Genomic DNA, 25,139 nt, shown 5'->3' with positions numbered 1-25,139 from the left:
GAGAATCTGCGATGTTCCCTAATGCCCTGTAACTGAGTGCGAATTTTTAACTATGGATTCCATACTGGTGATTGGTTGCATGACTTTAAGTCTTATGCAGGGTTGGCATCGGCATGGTGCGGTTTTGTTGGCGGATGGCGATGCGATGCTCGGCGACAATGGTTTTCTTGCGTCCGGCGCGATGATGACGTGCTTTGATACAGCCGGTCTTGCGGCGTTGCAGGAGAAGCTTTTTGACCATGCCTAAAGACACATCGAAGCGGCGAGCGATCTCGGGTTGAGTGCCCTCGCCTTGATCATAGGCTTTGACGATACGTTCACGTAAATCCAGAGAAAGAGTGGCCACGCTCAGACTATCTCACACTCCCTCTCGTTCCGTTATAGAATTATTTAATATGCTCTAGGCAATTTTCAGACCGTAACAACCGACCGGACAAGCGTCGGCTGTAGGTGCGAACGACGGTCCCCAAAATTCCGCTACTGCCGCTGAGGGGATTTCCGACCCACCGCCGCCACATGAAAATCTGTTGCAGACTTCAAATCTCATTCCCTCCCCTCTTTGCGATATCCGCTACCGAACTTCAAAATATGTGCGTATGAAAAAGTTTTTTGAAGTATTCTTTGGCCCTAATGCATGGAAGACGATCCTCGGTTTGGCGGCTATCTTATTCGTCTTTAGCTTTGTCGTTGTGGCTGTCCTTGCCCCTGCAGAGTTAGCTAAAACCTATGGGGCTGGATTTGCTGTAGCTTTGACAGTGCTGCTCAAGCGGTTTGAAATTAATACTCGCCGAAATAGGCTGCTCTATAGTGAACAATGGCATATGAGATGGGGCACTCATCTGCCACCTCAGCCTCACCGCCTCTCTGCGGAAAAATCCAACCTCCAGTGATCCGCCCTTCACGACCGATCACGGAAGACTAAAAACGGACCACGGCTTACGGATTCCTCTCCTTCACGCCTGCTTGCAGGCCTTCACGGTATTGGCCATGAGCATGGCGATGGTCATGGGGCCGACGCCCCCAGGAACGGGAGTGATGGCTTGGCACTTGGGGGCCACTTCATCGAAGGCCACATCGCCGACGAGCTTGTAACCCTTTTCGGTGCCTGGAGCTTCCACGCGGTTGATCCCCACATCAATGACGACGGCCCCTTCTTTAACGTGCTCGGCTTTGACAAATTCCGGGCGCCCGATGGCGGCGATGAGGATGTCCGCCTGTCGGGTGATGGAGGGCAGATCCTTAGTGCGGGAGTGAGCCACGGTGACGGTGGCATCTCCGCCGATGCCTTTGGCCATCAGCAGCAGGGCCATGGGCTTACCCACGATCATGCTGCGGCCCAGGACCACGACGTTGGCCCCTTTGGTCTCGATCCCAGCATCGATGAGCAGACGCTGGCAACCTAGCGGAGTGCAGGGGACGAAGCCGGTGGAGTCTTCCAGAGCCAGCTTGGCCACGTTCACGGGGTGGAAGCCGTCCACGTCTTTGGCCGGATCGATGGCGCGCACGATAGCGGCTTCATCGATGTGCGGTGGGGGGGGGCTCTGCACTAGGATGCCGTGGATGGCCGGGTCGTTGTTCAGCTTCTCCACCTCGGCCAGCAGCTCTTCCTGAGTCGTGGTGGCGGGCAGCTCCAGCTTCACGGAGTGCAGGCCCAGTTCACGGCATTTTTTGTCCTTGGAGCGGACGTAGGCGCGCGAGGCGGGATCATCTCCCACCAGCACCACGGCCAGACCTGGCTTCTTCCCCACCTTCGCCAGTTCGGCGATGTCACGGCGGCATTCTTCCAGGACTTTTTCAGCGACAGCGGGGCCAGAGATCAATTGCATCTCCCTTGGTGACGCAGGGCAGGGGGGGAGTCAACGGCGACGAAAAAACTTTCTGTAACCGGACCGGGCTTCCCGGCATTCGGGTTTCTGAAGGCGGTCACCGTCTTCGTGGAAAAAGAAACCCTCATCCATCTCGAACTCGAATCGCTATGAAAACGTCCGTCCTCATCCTTGCCCTTGGCATCGCCTCCACACTCAGCGTCAGTGCCCGTGACTTTGGCCGCACCACCACGCTGGTGAGTGGTCGCGGAGTCGCCACCCGTCAGGTCAGTGGCTACGTCGTCCCCGGTGCTGCCAGCCGCACCGCCAGCACCACCGGTCCCCATGGCCAAACGGCCACCGCCAGCCGCCAAGTCACTGGCACGGCGGGCAATCGCTCCACCACAGGCCTCTACACCGGGCCTCAGGGCCAGACCGTGAGCACCCAAGGCGGTGTGACCTACAGCAATGGCACCCGCACCGCCACGCGCAGTGCCACAGGGCCTCAGGGACAAACCAAAAGTGTGACGAAAACCACCGCCCGTCCCTGAACCCCTCTCCGGCTTCCCATCTCCTTTCAATGGCCATCCCTCTCCCCTTTGGGGAGAGGTTAGGTGAGGGGGCAGGGAGCCATGTTTATACCCTTTTAAACTTCACGTTAATCTCAGATCATGAAAAAATTCATCCTCATTCTCTCTCTCGCCGCCTTGTCCTTACCTGCGCTGGCGTTGCCTAAAATCGGTGCCATGCGCGATCTTGGTGAAGGCATTTTACCAGATGCCACCCGTGAATCGGTGCGCGAGGTCGTGCGCACGGCCGCTCGTCATCTGCTGAATTTCCGCAAGGAAACCCCGCTCAGTGATGAGCAGCGGCAGCAACTGAAAACGGTGCTGGAGACGCATCGTCCAGAAACCCGCGCTTTGGTGGAGCGTGGACGCGAAGCTCGCAAAGCCTATGCTGCGGCGGTGAAGGCCCATGGGCCTGAGGCGTCGCAGACCCGCGAGGCGGCGCAAAAGCTGGGCGACCTAGCCCGGGATCGTGCCCTGCTGATGGCGCGTGTGGCGGTGGAGGTGCGCCCCCTGCTGACAGACGACCAAATCAAGCGTCTGGAGACAGCGCGGGCGGAGATCGAAACCCTGGTGGATGAGGCGATGAGCGCCGCTCACTGAGGTCAACTGGACTCGGACTAACAAAAAGAACTTCTCATCGATCAACAGACACTCGTTTATGAAAACATGGACCCTACTTTTGGCCTCGGTCGGCTTTCTGACCTTTGGCACCTCGCTTAGCCAGGCTCAAAACTATGTGCTGGAGAGTAAAGTGGCGGTGGTGGCCGCCGTCACCACCCAAGGCACCGAAACCACCCGAAGCCTGCGCGGAGGTGCGGAGGTCACACGTCTCGGCGTCACGGTGAAACCGTTCACAAATCGGGAAATCCTGGCGGAGATGAGCACTCGCACTTTGCTGGATGGCAGCACCTCGGGCTGGTCCTTGGTTTACCTCATGGATGCCCAGCAGCAGGGCGGCATCTATGCCAGCAAGAGCGGCATCATCCCCGTGCCGGTGCCGGAGGATCTGGTCACGCTTCCCACCTACAGTGTCGGTTTGCAGACCGGCACGCAGACTCAGCATCCGGGTGGGGCTACCTACTCCGCGCTGACCGAATTGGCATTGGCTTCGGCTCAGGTTCGTGGTTTATCTGTGAGTGGTTTTGCCAGCAACGGCATCCGCAGCCTCACGGTCAAAGTGCAGGGCAGCACGTATCTCGTGGACACCGTGAGTTCGAAGTTCAACTTCACCGGCGGTGGGGAAGGGGAGTCTGGCGCTGAGTTGCTCAAAGGCAGCATCTCCATCGGCTCGGCGAAGCTATCCACCCTATCGGAGCTGCCTTGATCCTTCGTCACTTGTCGCTTCCTTGGTTATGCTGAAAATGCGGAGGGGCCTTTGGGGTTCCTCCGCCTTCGCCTTGACTCTATGTTCACCGCCCCCGCGCCTGATCCTGACCTGCCGCTCGTCCGTGCGGCTCAGGCGGGCGATATGGAGGCCTTTGATGAAATCATTCGCCGTTATCAGTCCCTCATGAGTGCCCTCCTGCATCGCTTCTCTCCCGCCCGAGCGGATCTTGAGGATCTCGTGCAGGAGACCTTTGTGAAGGCTTGGCGTGCGTTGCCGGAGTGGCAGCCGGAGCGGCCCTTTGCCCATTGGCTCAAGCGCATCGCGGTGCGCACGGGGCTGGAGTTTTATCGGCGGCGGCAGCACTCTCCCTTCTCTCGCTTGCAAGAGCCCAGCGCCGAAGGGCGTGATCCTCTGGACGATCTGCCCGCAGAGACGCCCGATGCCGCCCAGGGTGCGCTGGAGGAGGCGCAGTTCATCCTCTCGCATTTGCCTCCCGAGGATCGTGCCCTGCTCACCCTGCTGCATCTGGAGCAGATGCCGCTGGCGGAAATCGCCCAGCATTTTGGCTGGAGTCGCATCAATGCCAAAGTAAAAGCCTTTCGTGCCCGTCAAAGACTGCAAACCCTGTTAAAACGCCACGGTTATGAACTCCCCTAAACGCGACTGGAAGGATCTCACCGCTCAGGCTCGCCAAGCTTCGGCTCCGGCGGACCTGGATGTCCGGCATGCCATTCTCCAGGAGATCCGGGCTCCTCAGCCGACACGTGTTTCGGCTCCGGCGGAGCTGTGGACCGAGTTGTTTTCCCTGAGCCGGGCCGGTTGGCTCCAGTCCGGTCTGGCCTGTCTCATGGCCCTGGCAGGCTGGGCTTGCTGGCAGGGGCTGCCTGTTTTGAATGAACTGAGCCTGCTCTGGTCTTTGGAAGGACCTTTCTTAGCCCGTTTTTGATCGACGCCATGACCACGACTCCACCGCCTCCTGCTCTGACCTCTCCTGCGGCACCGCCGCGTGGACGGGCCTTGGTGCTTCTGTTTCTGGTCTTTCTGCTCGGTGCCGCCTCCGGGATCGGGGGAGGCCTGCTGCTGCTGCGCGGGCTGGCCCATCGGGCCTGGGCCGGGGAGTTGGGCGAGCACAGCCCCATCGAGATCGTCACCAGCAGCATGGAGCATCAGATAGCTGCCGAGCTCCAGCTGACCCCTGAGGAACGGCAGGCCGTGCAGGACGAATTGGCCGTGACCGTGCAACGCTTTCGCGACCTGAGGCTCAAGCTGCGGAGCGACAGCCGGGACATCGTGGAAGACACCGTGCAGCGCATCGAGCAGCGGCTGCCGCCGGAGAAGCGTGCGGAACTGCGCGCGCGCGCCGGTACGCGCCTGCGTCCCTGGGGCCTGATGAAATGAGAGGTGATCTGTGGGTAACCTCACCAGGACCGACAAAGAGATTGCCGGGGAGGGATACGGAATCGGTGAATGGGGAGACAGTTTGGAAAAAGCATGCGCGTTAGCGTTTCTTGTCCAATGCTGACTCTCCATTGACTTATGGACCAACCTGCTATGACCAGTCGCCGCACTTTCATCTCCGCCATCACCGCCGCGCTGGGCGGTTCTCTCTATGCTGCCGATGGCAGCCCGAAGCGCATCGTCCTCCAGTCCGCCTGGGATACGGTGAATATCGGTGACATCGGCCACACCCCCGGCACTCTGCACATTCTGGAGCAGCACCTGCCAGAACTACAGGTCACGGTCTGGGCCATGAAGCTGGATGAGCGTGTGACAGAGATGCTCAAGCGCCGTTTCCCCAAGGTCACATTCCTGCAAGGCAACGTGCTCGGCAGCAGTGCGAAGGATGTGGAACTGCAAGACGCCATCAAGAACTGCGACCTCTACATCCGCAATTCCGGCATGGGTCAGGACACCACCTGGATCAAGTTTTGCCGTAAGGTGGGCAAGCCCTATGGCATGTATGGGCAGTCGTATTTTAAGACCATGGTGAGCGGTGAAAAGGGCGAGGAAAACATGCAATTCCTCAATGAGGCCTCCTTCATCTACACCCGCGAGAGTCGCACGCTGAAGATGCTGCAGGAGGCCGGTGTGAAAGCTCCCGTGTTGGAATTCGCTCCCGATGGCTGTTTCGGCATCGATGTGCGGGATGAAGAGCGCGGTCTGGCCACGATGAAGAAGCTGGGGTTGGAAGATCGCAAATTCATCACCGTGCTACTGCGCACGAACACGCCCAAGGCCCCTGGCGTCGATGATCCGCGCCCTGAGAAGCTGAATCCTCTGCACCCCACGCCGCAACAGGTGCAGGATGATGAACGTCGTGCCGCAGGCTTCCGTGAACTGATCACGAAGTGGGTGAAGGCCACGGGCAACAAGGTGCTGATCGCGCCTGAGACCATCAAGGAGATGGGGCATAACAAACGATTGATCTTCGACCCCCTGCCTGAGGAGATCCGCAGTCATGTGGTGAATCTGGAGTATTTCTGGAATGCCGATGAAGCCGCCTCCATCTTTGCACGTGCTCACACCGTGGTCTGCCATGAACCCCACTCGCCGATCATCGCCCTGGCCAATGGCACGCCGATCATCCATTGGTTCTCCGAATTCCATGGGCTGAAGTGCTGGATGTTCGAGGACATCGGCCTCAAGGAGTGGCTGCTGGAGATCGATACCGTCCCGGCGGAGAAGGTCTTCCAAGTCGTCATGGCAAATGAGCGCGATTACCCCGCCGCCTTAGCCAAGGTGAAAAAGGCCATGGACTTCGTGCATCAACGCCAGAGCGAGACCATGAAAGTGGTGAAGAAGGTGGTGGGATAAGGCGGCTCCATTCGAGACCGCTCTGCCTCAGAAGCCTGGTATCAGAATTTTGATGCCAGGCTTTGTGCATTTGGCGGTTGATGTTCTGCCTAGCTATGGTGATTGTGCCATGATGCAGGCAAAACATTTTGTATTCGGCTTGGGACTATTTTGGTTGGGGCTAAACGGCATGCCTGCTCAAGAAGCGGTGCCTGAAGTGGACCCTATCCCCCAGGACCCGAAAGCGTTTCTGGAAAAAGATTATCAACGAGAGATGCGGGCATGGGCGGAGCGCTCCCTTCTACAAGCGGCTCAGGAGCGCTGGAAAACTGCGCCCTGGGCGGAGGAAGCCACCGCTCTGGTGAAGGAGGCGTATAAGCAGTATGAGCTGGAGTATGCAGATGCCACCCAGTGTCTGAAAGCCTTGGCACCGCGCTTTAAGGCCCTGCTCGATCAAGGTGCCGATGATCCCCTGCTTTGTTTCTTGGGAGCACTGGCGCTGTATGATGAGCGATTGAATTGGCGAGATGCCAAAGAGGCTTTGAAGAAAGCGAGAGCCCGTTCTCACGAATTGAATGCGGCAGGTCACTGTCAGCTCCTCACGTTTGTCATGGAGCAGCCGGGCTGCACAGGGTCAGAGAGCGAGGAGCTCTTCAATGAGGCGATCCGATCTGTTACAGATGGCAGCTACGGGGAGGACGAAGTCAATGTGATGATCCGCCAGCAGATGGATCTTCTGGAAGCGGTCACGCCCAAAGATCCCAATGACGTGACGCGTTGGCAGCAGGCCATTGCCGACAGTGCCTGGCCTGAGTGGGCGAAGCTGACGCTGGAGGGGGCGGGTGAGGTCAAGCTGGCCTGGATGAAACGCTCCAGCAGTTGGGCGCGTGAAGTGAATGACGATCAGTGGCGGGGCTTTGCCGAGCACCTGAAACGGGGCCGCGATGTCCTGGCTAAGGCCAATCGGCTGCGGCCTGATCGTCCTGAGGCGGCCACAAAAATGATCACGGTCTGTCTCGGTGAGTCAGTGCATTTGTCAGAGCTGCGTGCGTGGTTTGATCGGGCCGTCAGTGCTCAGTTCGATTACCTGCCGGCCTACAAGGCCCTCCTGTGGGCTTATCGGCCACGTTGGTTAGGCAGTCATGAGTTGATGCTGGCTTTTGGCAAGGCCTGTGCGGAAACACGCCGGTTTGAGACGGCGGTGCCCAGCCGCCTGATGGTGGCCTGCGCGGACGTGGTCAGTGAGGTGAAGCAGCCTGAAGCCGTCTTCCGGCATCCGATCGTGAAGGAAGCGGTCAGCCTCATGAGCCGAGGTTATTTAGACACGGCGGGGACCCCACCTTGGACCCGGGCCATGCGGGTCTCTAATGCAACCATGTGTGCCTGGCTGGCTGGGGATTATCCTTTGGCGAAAGAGGCGCTGACTCAGGCGGGCCCACGTCTGCATCGGACCACACAGAATTATCTGGGAGCCATGCTTCAGCATGAAAAAATGTTACGCGCTGATGTGGCGGCTACACTGGGTGAGTATGGAGAAGCCATGCGCCATGCGGCAACACCTCCGCCGGAAGCGACCCTGGAAGAGATGCGCAAACGCCTGATGGCGGTGGATGAAAAGACCCTGTCTCCGGAAGCGCTGGATTACTTCAAGGACGGCAAAGATTTGTTCGAGTTTCAAGAAGGTCTCAACAAAGGTGATTGGGTGAAGATCACGCCTCGGCAGCACCTCTCACAATTCGGCGCGGAGGGAGGGAACTGGGAGGCCGAAAACGGAGATTTGGTTCTCACCGGGCAGGATGAGCGCTGGGTGACCCTCTTTTTCCGGGTGCCGACGAAGGACGATCTCGAGATGCGGGGCGAGCTGGTTTTTGACGTGCCTGAAGACCTCGAGTTCTCTTACGGTAGCTGCGGGTTCGGCCCCTTGCTCCGCTGGCTTCCGCATGGAGTTGGGCGGTCAGAGGGTGGGGTTCGATTCATGACCTTCATCGTTAAAGACCGCAGCGCTTACACCCATGCCTATGGCGTTTCTTCAGACAAAAGCACTCGGCAGCAGCGGTTAAAGCTTCAAGCGGTGAATCCTTTCAGCGTCAAGATGGCTAGCCAAAAAATCAGTTATGACATGAACGGTAAAACCATGGCTCAACGTTTCGCGCTCAGCAAAATGGAGGTGGAGAACGAAGGCGGTTTTGTCGGTTTCACGGCCTACAACATCCCTTGGGGAGCCAAGGTAAGGGTCAAGAACATCGAGGTCCGAAAGATCACCGCCAAGGCCTTGGAGCCTGCTGTGGTGACGAAGCCTGCCGAGTCGGCGGTGAAGCGGGTTCAGGAATCCCTTGAAGCAGCCAATGAAAACGATCGCTCGATTCAATGGGCCATTCTTGCGGCCGTGTTGGTGGGGGGCTTTTTTATCCTGCGGTTGGTGAAGCCATCGGAGGGGTGATGAAGATCCCAGACTCCAGCATGGGTGTTTTTCACGGAGCACGCTTTTCAGCGTGCCCAAGACGGATGTTGGATATCACCCTTCAAGGGTTAGTCTTGCTGGTCTGGGTCCAGGTGGTAGGATGTCGATCCCGCGAAACCGCTTCGTCAGCGGCCACTCCAATGACTGCACAGCCGTGCCCGAAGATCACGAAGGACGATGTCCATCGCATCATCCGGCGTGATTTTGGCACCAATCAGGTGGCGCGAGTGAACGCGATTCTAAGTCGATATGGAGAGGCGGATTGGCAGCGTGAACCTGATCGGGTTCATTTAGCGATCCTCAAGATGGCTCAAGGCGATATCGAGAAAGTGGAGTCCTGCACCACGACAGCATGCTCGGATTATCGTGATGTGCTCGTGGCCGCCGAATACCGCCGTTATGCCGAGCTCACGTGGCCAGGGCGATCCACACCGGCTCTTGAGCAGGAGAAGGCTGCCGAGGAAGATCGAGCCGAGTGTCAGGCTTGGTTGAGGCGATAGGGGAAGCTCCAAGTAAGCTTGTTTGTTTCACGGCTTTGAGGCTGCAAGCAGCTAGTGTGCACACCGACTCTTCACCCCACGGTCATTTAGCTTAATAGGCTCCAAAGCGCACCTTCACCTAGCCTAGCCTCTCCCTGAGGGAGAGGGACTATCGTTTGGAGCCCTATTGAGCTGTAAAAGACGTTCTGCCTCGCCCCACTTGCGGGGCTGCGGAGCCGCCAAGCTCAAAGGGTGCTAGGCTAATTACAAGAGCAGAATTTCGCTCTTTATACCAAAGTGAAATTTAAAGTGGTAAAACATTTCAGCCCACTGCCCACCCCACGAATGAATGTGAAGCGTTATTTCGTCAGGCGGGAATAAGAGGGCCTTGCGGTCCAAAGGACCGCCGGATTCAGCCCAGGGCGAAGCGAAGCAAGCCCTGGGTGGGTGAGAAGAGGCCCACCTCTCAAAAGTCGCGGCCTGAAGGGTCGCGAGAGAGGGAATGGGAGGTGAAAACGTGCCGCCCGTTCCCGCGCTCCTTCAGAGCGCGACGTGGGTAAATCGACGGCGCTCGGGGTTTCCCAGGCCTTGCGGCCTGGGCTGAATCCTGCGGCCCTTCAGGCCGCGCAGATGTCTGAGCCCCTGATGAAAATGAAAGGGTAGAAACAGGACTCTGACGCCCCCCACCTCACCTTTCGCGCCGCGAAAGAGCTGGAGTGAGGAGCGGACTCGATCTAGCCCACGAATTTAACTCATTATTTCATCAGGTTGGTATTATTTCGTCAGATTGGTATAACGAAGCATCTTACCAATGTGCATTCATGAGGATGCTTGAGCTTGCCTCGTGGACTGCTGAGTCGGAGACAGCGATAACTTCATCCGTCTTCCACGCAGTAACCCGCACACGGAGTGTGCGGACCACATCGATTCGCCCTCCTCGCCTATCACCCCACGACAACCCCACAAAAAACGGGCCGCTGGTGAGCGGCCCGTTTGTGAGGGGTAAAGAATGCAAGGGGTTTAGACCTGATCCAATCAGCCTTCGCTGTTTTCGGAGGAAACTTCGGCCACTTCGCGCACCGGATTTTCGGCGGCGAATTTGAGGCGCTTGGTTTCGGCATCGAAGGTGACTTTGACCTGATCACCTTCCTGGATGTTGCCACTCAGGAGGTGCTCGGCCAGCGGGTCTTCGATGTTCTTCTCGACGGCGCGGCGCATTGGGCGGGCACCGTATTGAGGGTCGTAACCTTCCTTCATGAGGAACTCGACCGCAGCTTCGTCCAGCGTGATGTGGATGTTGCGGGTCTTGAGGCGGGCGACCACCTTGTTGACTTCCAGATCTACGATCTTGGCCAGCTCGGTTTTCTCCAGCATGCGGAAGACGATGAGGTCATCCAGGCGGTTCAGGAACTCAGGCTTGAAGAACTTCTTCGCCATTTCGCTGAGCTTGCCCTTGATGCTGTCGTTGTCGGCTTCGTTCTGGGCCATGGCGGCAAAGCCAAGGCTGGACTGCTTCTTGATCGTCTCCGCACCGACGTTGGAGGTGAGGATGACGATGGTGTTCCGGAAGTCGATCTTGCGACCGAAGTTGTCGGTGACCTGACCTTCTTCCAGGATCTGGAGCAGGAGGTTCATGACATCCGGGTGCGCTTTTTCGATCTCGTCAAAAAGCACGACGCTGTAAGGACGGCGGCGGACGGCCTCGGAGAGCTGGCCACCTTCTTCATAACCGACATACCCGGGAGGGGCCCCGATGAGACGGCTAGCGGTGTGTTTCTCCATGTATTCGGACATGTCGAGCTGGATGAGAGCCTCGCTGCTGCCGAACATGAACTCGGCCAGGTTTTTGGCCAGGAAGGTTTTACCCACCCCGGTAGGGCCGAGGAAGAGGAAGGAGCCGATGGGGCGACGTGGATCTTTAAGGTCGGCGCGTGAGCGGCGCAGAGCCTTGCTGATGGCCACGACGGCTTCGTCTTGGCCGATGACCTTGCCCTTCAGTTCCTGCTCCATCTTGAGCAGTTTCTGGGCTTCGGCCGTCTCCATGCGCTGGAGCGGCACGCCGGTCCATTTGGAGACCACGGCCATGATGTCATCCTCGGAGACATTGACGATGCGCTCCGTGTTGTTCTGGCGCCAGGTTTCCAGGATATCGTCGTATTTCTTCTTGGTGTTCTTCTCGCTGTCGCGCAGGCGGGCAGCTTTCTCGAAGTCCTGATCCTTGATGGCGGTTTCTTTCTCCACGCGGATGGATTCGATCTCAGCCTCAATGGTTTTCAGTTCCGGTGGGCGGGTCATCGCAGCGATGCGAGCCTTGGCACCGGCTTCGTCCATGATGTCGATGGCCTTATCCGGCAGGAAGCGGGCGGTGAGGTAGCGCGAGCTGAGCTTCACGGCGGAAGTGATGGCGTTCTCGGCATACTTCGCCTTGTGGTGCATCTCGTATTTGCCCTTCAGACCCATGAGGATCTGGATGGCATCTTCCACGGAGGGCTCCTCGACCTTCACCTGCTGGAAGCGGCGTTCCAGGGCGGAGTCTTTCTCGATGTATTTGCGATACTCGTTCAGCGTGGTGGCACCGATGACCTGGAGCTCGCCACGGCTGAGGGCGGGCTTGATGATGTTGCTGGCATCCATGGTGCCTTCGGCGGAGCCGGCACCGACGATGGTGTGCATTTCATCGATGAAAAGGATGACGTTCTTGGCGCGGCGGATCTCGTCCATCACGGCCTTGATGCGCTCCTCGAACTGACCGCGATACTTGGTGCCTGCCACCATGAGGGCGAGGTCGAGCGTGATCACGCGCTTATCACGCAGGATCTCAGGCACGTTACCGGCGGCGATTTCCTGGGCCAGACCTTCCACGATGGCGGTCTTACCCACACCGGCTTCACCGATGAGCACGGGGTTGTTCTTGGTGCGGCGGCAGAGGATCTGGATGACGCGGGCGATCTCTTCCGTGCGTCCGATGACAGGGTCCATCTCGCCTTTTTGGGCCACCTCAGTGAGGTCACGACCAAAGGCGCGCAGGGCGGGAGTCTTCTCGTTTTTCTTGCCCTTCTTCTTATCCTCTTCGCCACCACCGGCTGGGGAGACGGGTTCGGAGTCTTCGTCCTCCTCTTCAGCACTGCTGGTGAAGTTGGGGTCGAGCTCTTTCAGGATTTCGTTGCGGGCTTTATCCAGATTAATGTCCAGATTGCGCAGCACCTGGGCAGCGACACCTTCCCCCTCGCGCAGCAGGCCGAGCAGGATGTGCTCCGTGCCGACATAGCTGTGGTTGAGGGCTTTGGCTTCCTTGCTTGCCAGGGCCAGCACCTTCTTCACGCGGGGCGTGTAGGGGATGTTGCCCACCATCTTGGTCTCAGGACCGGAGCCGACCTGCTGCTCCACCTGGAGACGCACGGTTTCGAGATCCAGACCGAGTTTAGTCAGGACGTTGACCGCCACGCCTTGACCGAGTTTGATCAGGCCCAGAAGCAAGTGCTCCGTGCCGACATAGTTATGGTTGAAGCGATCTGCTTCTTTCCTGGCCAGGGCCAGGACCTGCTGGGCGCGTGGGGTAAAGTTATTCATCATTGGAATCAGAGGGTTTTTCCTCTGAGGGTTGGTTGATTGAGGAAACGGTAGAAGGTCCGGTCAGAGTTTGCAACCTCGCCCGGGTAATTTCCGCGCGGCGGACATCCCGCTCCTCAGGGGAGAGCTCACGCTCAGCGCTAAGCTGGAGATGGGCAGGTTGGATTTCGAGTAAGAGCATGTCGAGCAGACTCCGGTCGCAGTTGGGGACGAGATCGAGATCTGCGCCCAAGCGGAGAAGGGAAAGCAGGTTGAGGGCCTCTTTCGATGTCAAAATGTGGGCGTAGCGTAAAATCGCAAAAGCCCGACCCACCTGGTCATTCAGCATGGTGGGGTTATCCTCCAGCAGCTTTTGGCGGGCGTTGTTTTCAGAGCTGACCACGCGCTCGATGACTTTTTCGATCTGGGCGATGATCTCGCCTTCTTTTTCACCCAGCGTGTGCTGATTGGAAATCTGGAAGAGATTGCCCAGCGCCTCGGTGCCTTCACCATACAAACCGCGCACGGCGAGACCGATCTTGCCCACGGCTTTGATGACGGGGTTGATCTGCTCCGAGAGCACCAGCGCCGGCAGGTGCAGCATCACCGAGGCACGCATGCCCGTGCCCAGGTTCGTGGGGCAGGCGGTCAGGTAGCCCAGCTTGTCGTCGTAGGCATACGGCAGCATGGCCTCCAGCTCCGTGTCCGCTTTATCCACGAGTTGGTAAGCGCTGCGCAGATTGAGACCAGCCCGGATGCCCTGGATGCGGAAGTGATCCTCCTCATTGATCATGATGGAGAGGCTCTGCTTGCGATCCACCACCACGGCACAGCCTGCGGACCGCGCCGCGTGTTCACGGCTGACGAGGTGACGCTCCACCAGCACCTGCTTGCGGATCTTGCTCAGGCCGCTGTATTCCTCGCTGTATCCTTCCGCCATTTCAGGCAGGGACTCCACACAGGGGCGGGCCAGTTCCAGGATTTCCACACGCTGCCGCTCGGCGGAGTAGCCGGGGAAAGTGAAGCCGCGCAGATTGCGGGCAAGACGGACCCTGGACGTCATGACGACATCGGAGTGCAGCCCGCTGCCTTTCATCCAGTCAGCCGGGTGTTTGATGAGGGTCGAGAATCGCATCGGGGATGATTCGTTAGAGAGAGTAAACGCCCTGTTTGTTCGAACAGACGCAGGGCAGAAAAGAAGTGACAAAAATCAGGGAGGAGACGGCAGCTTCGCCTGGAGAAGATCGATCTCGGTTTTCAGGCGCGCTGCGTCTTCATAGCGTTCATCACGCACCGCATTGGCCAGCTCCTCGCGCAGGTGGCCGATGTTGCCCACCAGGGCATTGCGGGTGACGATGCGGTGCGGCACTTTGCCGATGTGGCGGGTGCCTTTGTGCATGGACTTCAGCAGGCCATCCAGCCCGTCGCGGAAGGTGTGATAGCATTCCGGGCAGCCCATGCGGCCGATCTTTTTCAGCTGAGCTGCCGTGAAGCCACAGGTCGGGCATGAAGTATCTGCCGTGATGGGGGGCGGAGCTTGGCTCAGGAAAGCCTCAGCGAGCCCAAAGCCCATTTCGTCCGTGACCCCTTTGGCCTTAGAACAGGCATCGCAAAGGTTCACCGTGGTCATCTGCCCATTGATGATCTGGGTCAGAAACACGGTGGCTTCACTATCGCAAACGTCACATTTCATAGAGGTGGAGATTCCGGCTTGATGGGCCTTTACCATGTTATACGCACGGCGCGTGCCAGAGGAACAGCTAGGGCACGTAGAATCTCACGTCAACCACCCCTTCATCACGCCGTGAGTCCGTGTTTCTGCGCCCAGGCTGCGAGTTCTTTTTCCAGCCCTGCATGGCGCTCGTGATGGTAGTGATGCGTTTGGAAACCGAGCCGCTTGGCTGTGGCAATGTTCGCCTCCAGATCATCGATGTAAAAGGTCTGCGCCGGATCGAGATCCAGTTCCTCAATGGTCACGCGAAAGATCTCTTCACCCGGCTTGCTGCACTTGGCTGAATACGAATACACCCCGCCGCTGAAAGGGCGGAAGATGTCATAGGTGCTCAGCAGGTAATTTTTATGTAGGCCGCTGGTATTGGACAGCAGCTTCATGGGCACCTTGCCCACCAGAGGCTCCAGCGTGCTTTTCATGGCGAGGTTCTCGGTGAAGATCTCGCACCAGATGGTCTCAAAGTCTTCCTGGGTGCCCGCAAATTCCAGCGCCGCGATGGCCTCGGCCACAAAGGTGTCGTCATCCATGTCGCCATTCTCAAACGGCAGTTTGATGTGATCCAGCCGAGCGGAGAGTGCCTCCGCTGGATATGGGCTGCGCTCCGCGACACGCTGGGCCGCGACGCTGAAGTCGAAGAAGGTCAAAACATTGCCAATATCAGAGAGCAGGACAGGACCGGGCATGGGGGAGGAAGTCGGGGCAGAGACCGAAAGGTCAAGCGACGAATGGGTGACGCGAGGAAGAGCCGGCGATCAAACTCAGTCGAGCCGACGCCTGGATTCTCAGTCAAAGAGCCGTTGGTAAAGGGGCGTGTTGGCGCGGCAGTAAAACACGGCCAGACTCTCGCTGAAACCATTGGCTTGAGAGGCTTCAGGCGTGCAGATGACCACGGCAAAGGCGGCGGAGGAAAGAGGGTGCGAGGAGAACAACCAATTGTCGCAACTCACCCGATTGGCATCGAAGTAGAGCACCCGACCTTCCACCATGAGGTTTCCCACTGAGCGTTTGCGAAAGTGAAAGCCTTCCGAAAAGTCCGGTCCGGCGAGGCTGCTATCTCGCGCGTCTGCAAAATAGGGCAGGTTGCGATGCAAGGGCCACCAAAAGGACGTCCAGCCCGTGGCATCGGTTTGCAGGTGGCGGATTTCCGCCCGCTTTTGATGAAGCTCGGGGAGAGCCTTCGATCCATCCGTGAGGTTCACGCCTCCAGGTCGGGCGACTTCATCGATAAAGGCCACAGGAATCCGGCGGGGTGGGTCCACCATGCGAACGACTCCCCACCCGAGCAGCACGAGGCTGAAGAGGAGGTAGAAGATCCGTGCCGCGGGGCGCCCCAAGACCAAAATCAAGGCCTGCGAGGGGCCGGGGAAGTTGAAGAACCAGTCGTCGTTTTTCAGAGAACACCAGAAGGTGAAAGCGCCGCCTGCGACTAAAAAAGCGGTGAGGAAGGTGATGGAATCCATTGGCTAGACGGATGGATTGGCTCGTGAGTGAGCATGGTTTTCTCACCACCGCTGCCGCACCTGCTGCCTCAGGGACTCGACCTCATCCAGTAGATTCAAGATCAGGCGCAGGCCTTGATCATTGACGGCGCAGTTGGCGCGCAGGTGCTCGATGCGGCGGAGCTGGCGCAGGTCCTCTTGATCGAAGATGGCTTGGCTGGCGGGCGATCTTTCCGCTGGCGGGATGAATCCGGCTTCCCGGTAATGCAGGATGGTGGCGGTATCCACGCCGGTGAGTTCGGCGATGACTTCCAGGCTGTAGCGGGTCTCGGTCTCTGCGCTTTCGTAGGGCAGGGGGGAGGAGTGGGCTGAGCTCATGAGGTTCAGGGCAGGCGTGCTGGAGGTTAAGAGGCTCGGGGCCGGAAGCTGGAGGTGGCGCGCAGGTTTTCCCAGAGCGTGCGCTCTTCACTGGAGAGCGTGGTGGGCAGTTGCACATTCAGCACCACGTAGAAGTCTCCGCGTTCACCGGTTTTACCTTTTGGAAGGCCTCGGTTTTTCGCCCGCAGTTTCTGGCCATTTTCGGCCCCGGCAGGGATGCGCAGTTTGATGGAACCATCCAGGGTGGGCACGACGATCTCCGCCCCGAGCACAGCCTCCCAGGGGGCAATGTCGAGTTCGTAATAGATATCGGCCTCGCGACTGCTGAAGTTGGGATGCGTAGCATGGCGCACCCGCAGGAAGAGATCGCCTGCGGGGGCTCCCCCTTGCCCTGGTTCGCCATGACCGGGCACGCGGATGCGGCGGCCATCGGTCGCTCCCGGGGGGATGCGCACTTGAAATTCGGTGGTCTCCACCTGCCCCGTCTGCGGGTTGACACTCTGCATGGAGATGGGCCGCACGGTGCCGTGCATGGCCTCGTGGAGGGTGACGAGGATGTCTCCCTCGATGTCACTGCCCCGGCGTGCGCGCGGCTGGCCACCCTGGGTGTAGCTGTATTGAAATCCGCCAGGATCATCCTCCGGGAAGCCGTAGCGGGTGCCGCCACTGAAATACTGCTCGAAGAAATCGCTGAACCCGGTGCCGCCGAAGTGGAACTCTGGCTCCGGCACACCGGCCTGGGCGCGTCGGCGAGACTGCCGAGGCGGTGGCGGAGGCATGCCGTTCTCCGCATCCCGCCAGTGTGCCCCGAGCAGATCGTATTTCTTGCGTTTCTCGGGATCACTCAGCACTTCATAGGCTTCGTTGATCTCTTTGAACTTGGCCTCAGCCGCTGGTTTGTCCTGAGCGACGTCGGGATGGTATTGCCGGGCCAGTTTGCGAAAGGCTTTTTTGATCTCATCCTCACTGGCCTCGCGGGAGAGACCGAGCGTGGCGTAGTAGTCTTGGAATTCGACAGACATAGGTTGCGAAAAGACACGAAGCTCTGAGTGAGACACGCTCGCTGAAAGCTTGCCCTATCCATGCAAAAGCCAACGACCGCGTCTGACAAGGCTGAACTTCGTCTCCAGCAGTTCTACGCGTCAAGAATGCCAAAGGAAGCTCAGTAAGGCACCTTATCCACATCGGCGACCCAGTCGGAGAAGACCTGGGCTCCTTTCAGGATCAGACTCGGCTGGGTAACGAAGGCTGCGCTCAGGCACCATCAGCACGAGTTCGCGGTCCAGGAACTCCTCGTCGAAACGGTCACGTCGAGTAGGAGTGAGCTTCACGGCTTGGGCCACAGCCACGCCATGTAGCCCATGTAGGCGGCCAGCAGCAGTGCCCCCTCCCAGCGCATCAGCTTAGTCCCGGTGCGCAGGATTGGCACGAGGATAATGGCAAACGCGACAGTGACATAAATATCGGTCATCTGGATACCCCCGCCCTGGAGGGGGCGGGTCAAAGCAGCACCACCAAGGATGCCGAGAATATTGAAAATATTCGACCCAATGATGTTTCCCAGCGCGATGTCCGGCTCCTTTTTCAGGGCAGCGACCACGCAGGTCACCAGTTCCGGCATGCTGGTGCCAGCGGCCACGATGGTCAAGCCGATCACCGCCTCGCTAATGTTAAAGAGGCGCGCCAAACTGACGGCGCCATCCACCATGAAGCGCGAACCCGCGACCAGCAGGGCCAGGCCGCCCAGGACGAAGACCACATCCCGCCAGACACTGCCCCTCGGTGGAGGTAAGGCTTCGGAATACTCAACCACGACGGCCACCGGCTCTTGCACCCGCTTGGCATATATCACCGTGAAGATCACGTAACCGATCAGGCCCAGGACAAGGCAGACGCCCTCCTCACGACTCACTTGCAAATCGGCCAGGACCCAGCCTGCGAGCAAGGAGACGGCGACCATGATGGGGGCATCGATGCGTAGGATCTGGAGCTGCACTGCCAGGGGGCAGATCAGCGCCGTCAGCCCTAGGATCAGGCCGACATTGAGCGCGTTTGAGCCTAGCACGTTGCCAATCGCAATGGCCCCCTGACCATCCAGCGCTGCCTTGATGCTCACCACCAACTCCGGCGCACTCGTGCCAAAGGCCACCACCGTCAGCCCCACCACCAGCGGCGTTAGTCCCAATCGCAGAGCCAGAGACGAACTCCCCCGCACCAGCCCCTCCCCGCCGAAATACAACAGGACAAGGCCGAGAAGAATAAAGAGCAGGGAGGTGAGCATAGCCGGATGAGCGGGCATGTAGCAGAGACGTCCTGGTTTGTCATGCTGCGATGTCTGTCCCCCCATGCGGTGGCGCGTCGTTTCAGCCCTGCGCTGGCCAGGGACATTCGACTTACACAGGTTCGGTAAAGCAAATAAATCCTCCTTTGTTGGATGGGCGCGCGGTCTGTGATGCAGCTCGTTTTGAGCTGTGCTCAATACATGACCTTATCCGTCTTCGCACTCCAAGCGGTGAAGATGGCGGCTCCCTCGCTGGCGAGCTGTTGGTGAGTGGGGATGATGCGTTCGTTCACAGGCAGCACGAGTTCGCGGTAGAGGAACTCATCGTCGAACCCCGCCTCGGCGGCATCGTGCCGACTGGCCGCGTAATAGAGGCGATCGATACGTGCCCAATAGGTGGCTGCTAGGCACATGGGGCAGGGCTCACAACTGGCATACAGGATGCAACCGGCCAGCGAGTAATGGCCGATGGACAGGCAGGCTTGGCGGATGGCCACCACTTCGGCATGGGCCGTGGGATCGTTGGTGGAGGTGACTTCATTGCTGGCCGTGGCGAGGATGTCCGTGCCTCGTGCAATGACTGCCCCGAAAGGGCCGCCTACGCCGGTGGTGAGATTTTCCTGGGCGAGGTGAATGGCAAGGCGCAACAGGCGTTGGTCATGGGTCGTCATGGCAAATTTCAGCAAAGGTGCGTTTCGTTTCGCGTGGCGGAGTGCGGCCGTTTCCTAGCGCTCTCATCCAGTTCAATCGCAGTCTAACATGCGAACTGAGGCTTGGCCATCTTCGATGCAGATGGCCTAACGACTCGTGCTTGCACCGCTGCTGATGGATTCCGATACGATTGTGCTGCATCGAGGTTTGGCGGCATTTGACGGCATGGACGTTGCTTGGTGAGGCCTTAGCCCCCCGTTTTACCCCCCTTTGGTTAGACCTGTGAAACAGCCTTGTGTTGTGCCGGGATGTCCACGGTCTCGATGCGAGCGGGCGGCTACACCGTGCAACCCATGAAACGATTCCTTGTCTCCTTGCTTTTCTCTACCGCGACCCCGGGAATGGCTGAGCTCATCTTCGATGCAAATACCGGCAGCACGGGAGCGCAAAATGGCGCTGGGGTCTGGGATGCGACGACTGAAAACTGGTGGGATGCCGTGAGCTTGAGTAACAAGGCCTGGGACAATGCAGTGGCTCAGTTTGGCAGCAGCAGCAGTGCTGCCGGGGGCAATATCACGATCAACACGGCGATCTCGGCGACGGGGCTGAACTTTTTGGCGCTCAGTGCCGCCCCCACCACCAGCACGCAGGCCTATGCCTTTGTCACAACGGGTAGCGGGACGCTGAGTCTCACTGGCAGTGCGCCGGTGATCAATATCGCCAATGGGGCCACCTCGGGCAGCAGTGTCAATACCACGGCGATCAATTTCCAGCTTCCTGTCATTGCCACGAACTTAGCGGTGCAAAAGTCCAGTGGCACGAGCATCGGGTATGCTCGGTTTACAGCGGTGAATACGGACCTGACGGGGCCGCTGACGGCTAAGGGGCAGAACGGTGGCATCTTCCTCAGCTTCGGTTCGGCCTCGGTGTTTCCCAATGTGTCGGAGGTGGTGATTGAGTCGAATTCGGTAGCGCATATCCCCTCCGCCGGTGGCACCTACAGCACACCTTTCCGCATCGCGGGTTCAGGCGGAACGACCGAGTGGGGAGCCATCCGGCTGGATGCGACTTCCTCAGTCGTTTTATCCGGTGGCATCACACTGGCGGGAGATGCCCGTGTCCATACGCATACGAACGTCGTCAATTCCTCCATCACGGCCCCGATCGTGGAGGATGGCGGCAGCTTTGCCTTCACTCGCACGGCGCTGCTCCCCACGACGGCAACGGCTCCGCTCTCGATGACTTACACGGCGGCAAATACCTACACCGGAGCGACGAATTTTGGCCGTGCGGTAACCCCCAATTTTCCCACAGCCCTTGCGGCCTCTGAAGGGGGGCTGAATGTGTTGGCCTTCAATGCCACTGGGGCACCGGAGTCGAACATCTTTTACAGCAACACGGCGGTGGCGGCAGGGGCGTTGAACCTGTTCGGGGGACATGGCACGGTGACGGTGCTGCGATTACAAGGCAAGGATGGCACGGTGAATAACCAAAGATTTGGCAATGTGACGGTGGCTCAGAATCTATCGGAGATCGAGCTGATCTCTGGTTCCGGCGGCACGGTGAACCTGACCCTGGGCAGCATCAGCCGCACGGGCAATGGGCTGCTGTCGGTGAAGGCACCCGTCAGCGGCAGCATCACCACCAGCACGCCCTCGGCTTTCTTGGGGGCTTGGGCCACCTTTACAGCCGCGGATGGCAGTGCCTCCTGGGCGGCAGCTCCGGCCGGCGTGCTCACCGGATTTACCGGGGATACGGTCCATCAAACCGGCACGGCGTTGTCGGAGGCTCCGGTGGCAAACCTGCGCATCGGCAATGCCTCCACGGCTGACGTCACTCAGGGGGCGGGCACGGTCACCGTGAACACGCTTTCCATGACGGATACCTGGGTGGATCGCACCGTTTCCGCCGGGGGTGGGACGCTGCGCCTCGGCACGGCAGGTGGCATCCAGATCGTCACAGGCGCGCGCAATCTCACGCTCAGCGGGGGTAAACTGACCGCAGGGGGGGCTGATAATACGGCTGGGCAGGTCTTATTGACGAACCTTTCCAATAGCCGCCTGACGGTGAACTCGGTGATCGAGAACAATGGCAGTGGGGCGGTGACTTTGCTGGTCAATGGCACAGGAGTCTCGGCCCTCACGGCGGCGAATACTTACACGGGCCAGACGATCCTCAGCAGTGGCAGTTTGGAGATCAGCCATGCGAACGCCCTGGGGAGCTCTGCCAGCGCCTCTTATACACAGATCCTGACAGGTGCATCTTTGCTTTTCTCGGGCGACATCACCACCGCGGAGAGGATCATCTTTGCCGGGCGCGGGGTCGGCGGCACGGCGGGGGCTCTGCGCAATGTCAGTGGCAACAACACGATCACGACTGAAGTCCAAGCCCTCACCAATGGGCGCATTCATTCGGAATCAGGCACGCTCACCTTTGCCCCTGTGGCAGGGCTCCCCACCAGCAATGCGATCAATGGCGCGGGTATGCCGATGATCTTCAGTGGCAATGGGGACATCGTCATCAATGGCAGGCTGAACATCGTGGCGGGCACCATCACGAAGGAAGGCACGGGTGCCCTGGTGCTGAATGGAGATAACAGCGTGAATACGGGAGCCATCACCGTGAATGCAGGCATCCTGCGCGTAGGTCATAGCAATGCCATGGGTGGGGCCGGTAGCGTCACCATTGCCAGCGGGGCTGCTTTAGAATTGTCCGGTGGTATCACGGCGGCGAAGACCATGACGGTGGGCGGCACGGGGATCGCCACGCAGGGGGCCATCCGCAGTCTCACGGGTAGCAATACACTGGCTGGGGTCATCACTCTCTCCGCCAGTCTGCGGCTCCAGGCCGAGGCTGGGTCCACGCTGAATTTCGATGTGGCCTCGGGCAATGCGGTCCAGCATGCAGGCAGTGCCACGCTGACCCTCACCCTGGCAGGCAATGGCACCCTCAATTTTGCCGACCCCATCGCCAAGACTTCGACTGGCACTCTCAGTCTGCTCAAGACGGGCAATGGCACGGCCAACATCAAGGCCGCCAGCACCACGCTGAATGGCAGCCTCACGGCCAATGGCGGCATCTTGAACCTGGACTACTCCGCAGGCACGGTCACGGGAAACATGGTCGGCTCCGGCATGGCGATGACCCTTAGCGGTGGGGTTCTCCAGCTCACCGGGCGCAGCGCGGCCAGTGTCACGCAGACCTTTGGCGCAGTCACGGTGGCCATCGGTCAATCGGAGATCCGGGTGGTGCAAAACGGCGGCACGAATGTGAACCTCGCCCTGGGGGCGATTGGGCGCCCCAATATCGGCGGCAGTCTGCGTTTCACCCCGGGCACGGGCACCCTGACCACGACTGGCGGCACGGATAATACAGCGCTCATGTTTGACTCCATGCTCTTTGCCACCGTGGGCAGCAGTGACTGGGCTGCGACGGGAGCCCTCTCCGGGGGTGTCCGCAATATCGTGGGTCTGTCCACTCTCCCTGGCGGAGGCTACACCACCACGACCTCGACGGGCGGAACCCTTTCCGGACATGCCGATGTCACCACCTCGACCGCCAGCGTGCCGGAGTCGCTGACCATCAATAGCCTGCGATTTAATACCTCTGGCGGCAGCGCTCTCAGCATCGCCTCAGGCAAGATTCTCTCCACGGGCGGGATCTTGGTCGGGCCGGAAGCCGGTGCCTTTGAGACCACCATCAGCGGCGGCACCCTGCGCAGCAGTTCCACCGGTACCAGCAGCACCACGGGCGAACTCCTCATCATTCAAAACAACACGGCTGCGGGTCTGGCCATCAGTTCTGTGATTGCCAATAGTGCTGTCTCGACGACTACCAGCTTCACCAAAGGTGGGCCAGGCACCGTTTATTTGGATACGGTCAACCATACCTATGCCGGAACCACCCGCGTGCTGGAGGGCATGCTGCACATTCGCTCAGGCAATATCTCGGCCTCGGGCGAAATCACGCTGGGGTCTGGGGCGAACAGCGGCGTCTTGAAACTTGGCGATGGCAGCACGGCGGTCTCGGTGGCTCTGGATTGGCTGCGCATCGATGGCACAGGCACCGGCAATGCCGTGGTCGGAGGCTCCACGGCCTACTCCACCTTCACCTTGGATAACAACACGGTGGCCAGCGATTTCCGCAATGGCAGGTTGGGTGGGGATGGGGTCAATGAAGACAACCTCAACTTCCGCACCATCGCCGGGGTCTCGCCAACCACAGGGGCGTTGATTGCGACTCTGGGGCCTGCCAATACCTACAAGGGTAAGACGTCCATGCTCCTCGGCACCATCGAGGCTACCCTCCTGGCGGATGTCGGATTCGCCAGTTCTTTGGGGAAAGGCGACCGGGATGCGGATGCGGGCATCATTGAAATGAGTGCGCATGAAGTCAGCAGCGGCACGGCCATTGCCACCTCCGTCTTACGTTACATCGGCAGCACTGACTCCAGCACCAATCGGGAGATCCGCATTCATAACAACGACACCGTGACCCAAATCACAGAAGTGAGCGCGGTGCTGGAAAACACCGGCACGGGCAGCGTCAAGTTCACCACCGCTTTCACCGCCACGGGAGCCAACACCGCGACCCGCCAGTTCCGTCTCGGTGGCACGAACACCGGGGCCAATGAAATCGTCGGCATCAGCGACGCGCCAAACGCCGCTACCTCGGTGGAAAAACTCGGCACTGGCACCTGGATCATCACGGGCGATAGTCCCCACAGCGGCGGCACCACGGTGACGAATGGGCTACTTCAGCTCGGCAATGGCGGTAGCACGGGCAGCGTCGCTGGGAGCGCCATCACTCTGGTCGCCCCCACGTCCATTCTCAGCACTCGGCGCAGCGGCACCTTGACCCTCGATCAGGCCATCACGGGCAGTGGCACCCTGCGCATTGATAACCTGCCTAGCGGCATCACTCGCCTGACCAGTGACCTGAACACCTATGCTTCTACGTTGGTTCAATCCGGCACGCTTCTGGCCAACAATGCCTCCTCTCTCAGTTCAGCCACCGGCACGGGCTCCGTCATCGTTCGTCCTGGTGCCGTGCTCGGGGGCACCGGGCGGATCGCACCTGCCATCCATGGCTCCATCGTTCTTACGGGGGCGACGTTGAGCGTGGGGGATTCCAGCCTTTCCACGCCCCAGGCAGCCGATCTCACGCTGGCGACCACCGGCACGGGTTTGCTCTCCTTGCAGGCGGCCTCCATCTTTGCCTTCGATCTTTTCTCCGGCGCGGGATTTGGGGACAACACTCTCACGGCGGGGGCTGCCGATTTGGCCGTTATTTCCGGCGGCTTGGCCCTTGGCACGGACATCACACTGCGGGTCAGTAATCCCACCGGTATGACGGCTTTTGCCGCTGAGGATAGCTGGAGGCTTTTTGACTGGTCCGGCCTTAGCGGTCTCACCGGGAACTTCACTCGCTATGAGCTTCCCACGCTCAGTGAAGGTCTGGCCTGGGACCTGAGCCAGCTTTACAGTCACGGCGTTCTCAGCATCACCGTCAGTGTCGTGCCTGAGCCCTCCCGCATGCTGCTGCTCGTTCTCGGTCTAGGCGGGCTCATCGTCCGGCGTCGTCGTGGGCGCTGCTAACGACGAAAAACCCATTTTCAGCAAGCTCCGGTGAGCGATGCGGAAAATGGGTTTCTTGCGGGGGCGAGGTCAAAGCTC

At 59.4% G+C, this 25,139-nt stretch carries 22 protein-coding genes; 11 read left to right on the top strand and 11 right to left on the bottom strand.

The window, feature by feature from the left end; all coding sequences use genetic code 11:
- Positions 1-85: 85 nt before the first annotated feature.
- Positions 86-346, bottom strand: a complete 261-nt coding sequence (locus tag B5D61_RS24485; protein ID WP_176159654.1) for a helix-turn-helix domain-containing protein — start codon at positions 344-346, stop codon at positions 86-88.
- 250 nt (positions 347-596) lie between these two features.
- Between B5D61_RS24485 and B5D61_RS24480 the strand changes: the two genes are divergently transcribed.
- Positions 597-890: a hypothetical protein gene (locus B5D61_RS24480; protein WP_078816054.1), complete on the top strand. Its 294-nt coding sequence runs from the start codon at positions 597-599 to the stop codon at positions 888-890.
- Positions 891-953: 63 nt separating this feature from the next.
- Here B5D61_RS24480 and folD read toward each other — a convergent pair whose 3' ends face one another.
- Positions 954-1,826, bottom strand: coding sequence for a bifunctional methylenetetrahydrofolate dehydrogenase/methenyltetrahydrofolate cyclohydrolase FolD (gene folD, locus B5D61_RS24475; protein WP_078816053.1), 873 nt, complete (start codon positions 1,824-1,826; stop codon positions 954-956).
- Positions 1,827-1,975: 149 nt separating this feature from the next.
- On the opposite strand from folD, the gene B5D61_RS24470 reads away from it, so the two are divergent.
- From B5D61_RS24470 to B5D61_RS24430, 9 genes are all read left to right on the top strand, one after another.
- Positions 1,976-2,356, top strand: a complete 381-nt coding sequence (locus B5D61_RS24470) for a hypothetical protein (RefSeq protein ID WP_078816052.1) — start codon at positions 1,976-1,978, stop codon at positions 2,354-2,356.
- A 120-nt stretch (positions 2,357-2,476) separates the two neighbouring features.
- The gene (locus B5D61_RS24465; RefSeq protein WP_078816051.1) at positions 2,477-2,974 is read left to right on the top strand and encodes a Spy/CpxP family protein refolding chaperone; all 498 of its coding nucleotides are present in this window, start codon (positions 2,477-2,479) and stop codon (positions 2,972-2,974) included.
- Between the two features lie 58 nt (positions 2,975-3,032).
- Positions 3,033-3,698 (top strand): hypothetical protein, encoded by a 666-nt coding sequence (locus tag B5D61_RS24460; RefSeq protein WP_078816050.1) that lies wholly within the window; start codon positions 3,033-3,035, stop codon positions 3,696-3,698.
- An 81-nt stretch (positions 3,699-3,779) separates the two neighbouring features.
- Entirely contained in the window at positions 3,780-4,358 is a 579-nt protein-coding gene (locus B5D61_RS24455) for an RNA polymerase sigma factor (RefSeq protein WP_078816049.1), read from the top strand.
- The gene (locus B5D61_RS24450) at positions 4,345-4,647 is read left to right on the top strand and encodes a hypothetical protein (RefSeq protein WP_078816048.1); all 303 of its coding nucleotides are present in this window, start codon (positions 4,345-4,347) and stop codon (positions 4,645-4,647) included. The genes B5D61_RS24455 and B5D61_RS24450 overlap by 14 nt, the downstream gene beginning before the upstream one ends.
- A gap of 8 nt (positions 4,648-4,655) precedes the next feature.
- Positions 4,656-5,099 carry a hypothetical protein gene (locus B5D61_RS24445; protein ID WP_078816047.1) on the top strand — a complete coding sequence of 148 codons (444 nt, stop codon included), beginning with the start codon at positions 4,656-4,658 and terminating at the stop codon, positions 5,097-5,099.
- 138 nt (positions 5,100-5,237) lie between these two features.
- Complete coding sequence (locus B5D61_RS24440; protein WP_078816046.1) at positions 5,238-6,515, top strand: polysaccharide pyruvyl transferase family protein; 1,278 nt, start codon at positions 5,238-5,240, stop codon at positions 6,513-6,515.
- A 169-nt stretch (positions 6,516-6,684) separates the two neighbouring features.
- Positions 6,685-8,934 carry a hypothetical protein gene (locus B5D61_RS24435; RefSeq protein ID WP_139373483.1) on the top strand — a complete coding sequence of 750 codons (2,250 nt, stop codon included), beginning with the start codon at positions 6,685-6,687 and terminating at the stop codon, positions 8,932-8,934.
- A 161-nt stretch (positions 8,935-9,095) separates the two neighbouring features.
- The gene (locus B5D61_RS24430; RefSeq protein ID WP_078816044.1) at positions 9,096-9,455 is read left to right on the top strand and encodes a hypothetical protein; all 360 of its coding nucleotides are present in this window, start codon (positions 9,096-9,098) and stop codon (positions 9,453-9,455) included.
- A 1,014-nt stretch (positions 9,456-10,469) separates the two neighbouring features.
- Here the strand turns inward: B5D61_RS24430 and B5D61_RS24425 are convergent.
- From B5D61_RS24425 to B5D61_RS24385, 9 genes are all read right to left on the bottom strand, one after another.
- Positions 10,470-13,004, bottom strand: coding sequence for an ATP-dependent Clp protease ATP-binding subunit (locus tag B5D61_RS24425; RefSeq protein WP_078816066.1), 2,535 nt, complete (start codon positions 13,002-13,004; stop codon positions 10,470-10,472).
- Complete coding sequence (locus B5D61_RS24420) at positions 12,997-14,118, bottom strand: protein arginine kinase (RefSeq protein ID WP_078816043.1); 1,122 nt, start codon at positions 14,116-14,118, stop codon at positions 12,997-12,999. Before B5D61_RS24420 ends, B5D61_RS24425 begins: the two co-directional genes overlap by 8 nt.
- 75 nt (positions 14,119-14,193) lie before the next feature.
- Positions 14,194-14,676, bottom strand: a complete 483-nt coding sequence (locus B5D61_RS24415; RefSeq protein WP_078816042.1) for a UvrB/UvrC motif-containing protein — start codon at positions 14,674-14,676, stop codon at positions 14,194-14,196.
- Positions 14,677-14,780: 104 nt separating this feature from the next.
- Positions 14,781-15,398 (bottom strand): HAD-IA family hydrolase, encoded by a 618-nt coding sequence (locus B5D61_RS24410; RefSeq protein WP_078816041.1) that lies wholly within the window; start codon positions 15,396-15,398, stop codon positions 14,781-14,783.
- A 99-nt stretch (positions 15,399-15,497) separates the two neighbouring features.
- On the bottom strand, positions 15,498-16,175 hold the full coding sequence (locus tag B5D61_RS24405) for an immunity 17 family protein (protein ID WP_078816040.1): 678 nt from the start codon (positions 16,173-16,175) through the stop codon (positions 15,498-15,500).
- A gap of 42 nt (positions 16,176-16,217) precedes the next feature.
- Positions 16,218-16,532 (bottom strand): helix-turn-helix domain-containing protein, encoded by a 315-nt coding sequence (locus B5D61_RS24400; protein WP_078816039.1) that lies wholly within the window; start codon positions 16,530-16,532, stop codon positions 16,218-16,220.
- A 26-nt stretch (positions 16,533-16,558) separates the two neighbouring features.
- Positions 16,559-17,554: a DnaJ C-terminal domain-containing protein gene (locus B5D61_RS24395; protein ID WP_078816038.1), complete on the bottom strand. Its 996-nt coding sequence runs from the start codon at positions 17,552-17,554 to the stop codon at positions 16,559-16,561.
- 305 nt (positions 17,555-17,859) lie between these two features.
- Positions 17,860-18,831 (bottom strand): calcium/sodium antiporter, encoded by a 972-nt coding sequence (locus B5D61_RS24390; protein ID WP_217699064.1) that lies wholly within the window; start codon positions 18,829-18,831, stop codon positions 17,860-17,862.
- Positions 18,832-19,007: 176 nt separating this feature from the next.
- On the bottom strand, positions 19,008-19,484 hold the full coding sequence (locus tag B5D61_RS24385) for a nucleoside deaminase (RefSeq protein ID WP_078816037.1): 477 nt from the start codon (positions 19,482-19,484) through the stop codon (positions 19,008-19,010).
- A 333-nt stretch (positions 19,485-19,817) separates the two neighbouring features.
- Here B5D61_RS24385 and B5D61_RS24380 point away from each other — a divergent pair, with 333 nt between their 5' ends.
- Positions 19,818-25,061, top strand: coding sequence for a beta strand repeat-containing protein (locus B5D61_RS24380; RefSeq protein ID WP_176159652.1), 5,244 nt, complete (start codon positions 19,818-19,820; stop codon positions 25,059-25,061).
- Positions 25,062-25,139: the final 78 nt, after the last annotated feature.

The sequence above is a fragment of the Prosthecobacter debontii genome (assembly GCF_900167535.1).
GTDB classification, from domain to species: domain Bacteria; phylum Verrucomicrobiota; class Verrucomicrobiia; order Verrucomicrobiales; family Verrucomicrobiaceae; genus Prosthecobacter; species Prosthecobacter debontii.
This window is presented reverse-complemented; position numbering and strand designations above follow the sequence as displayed.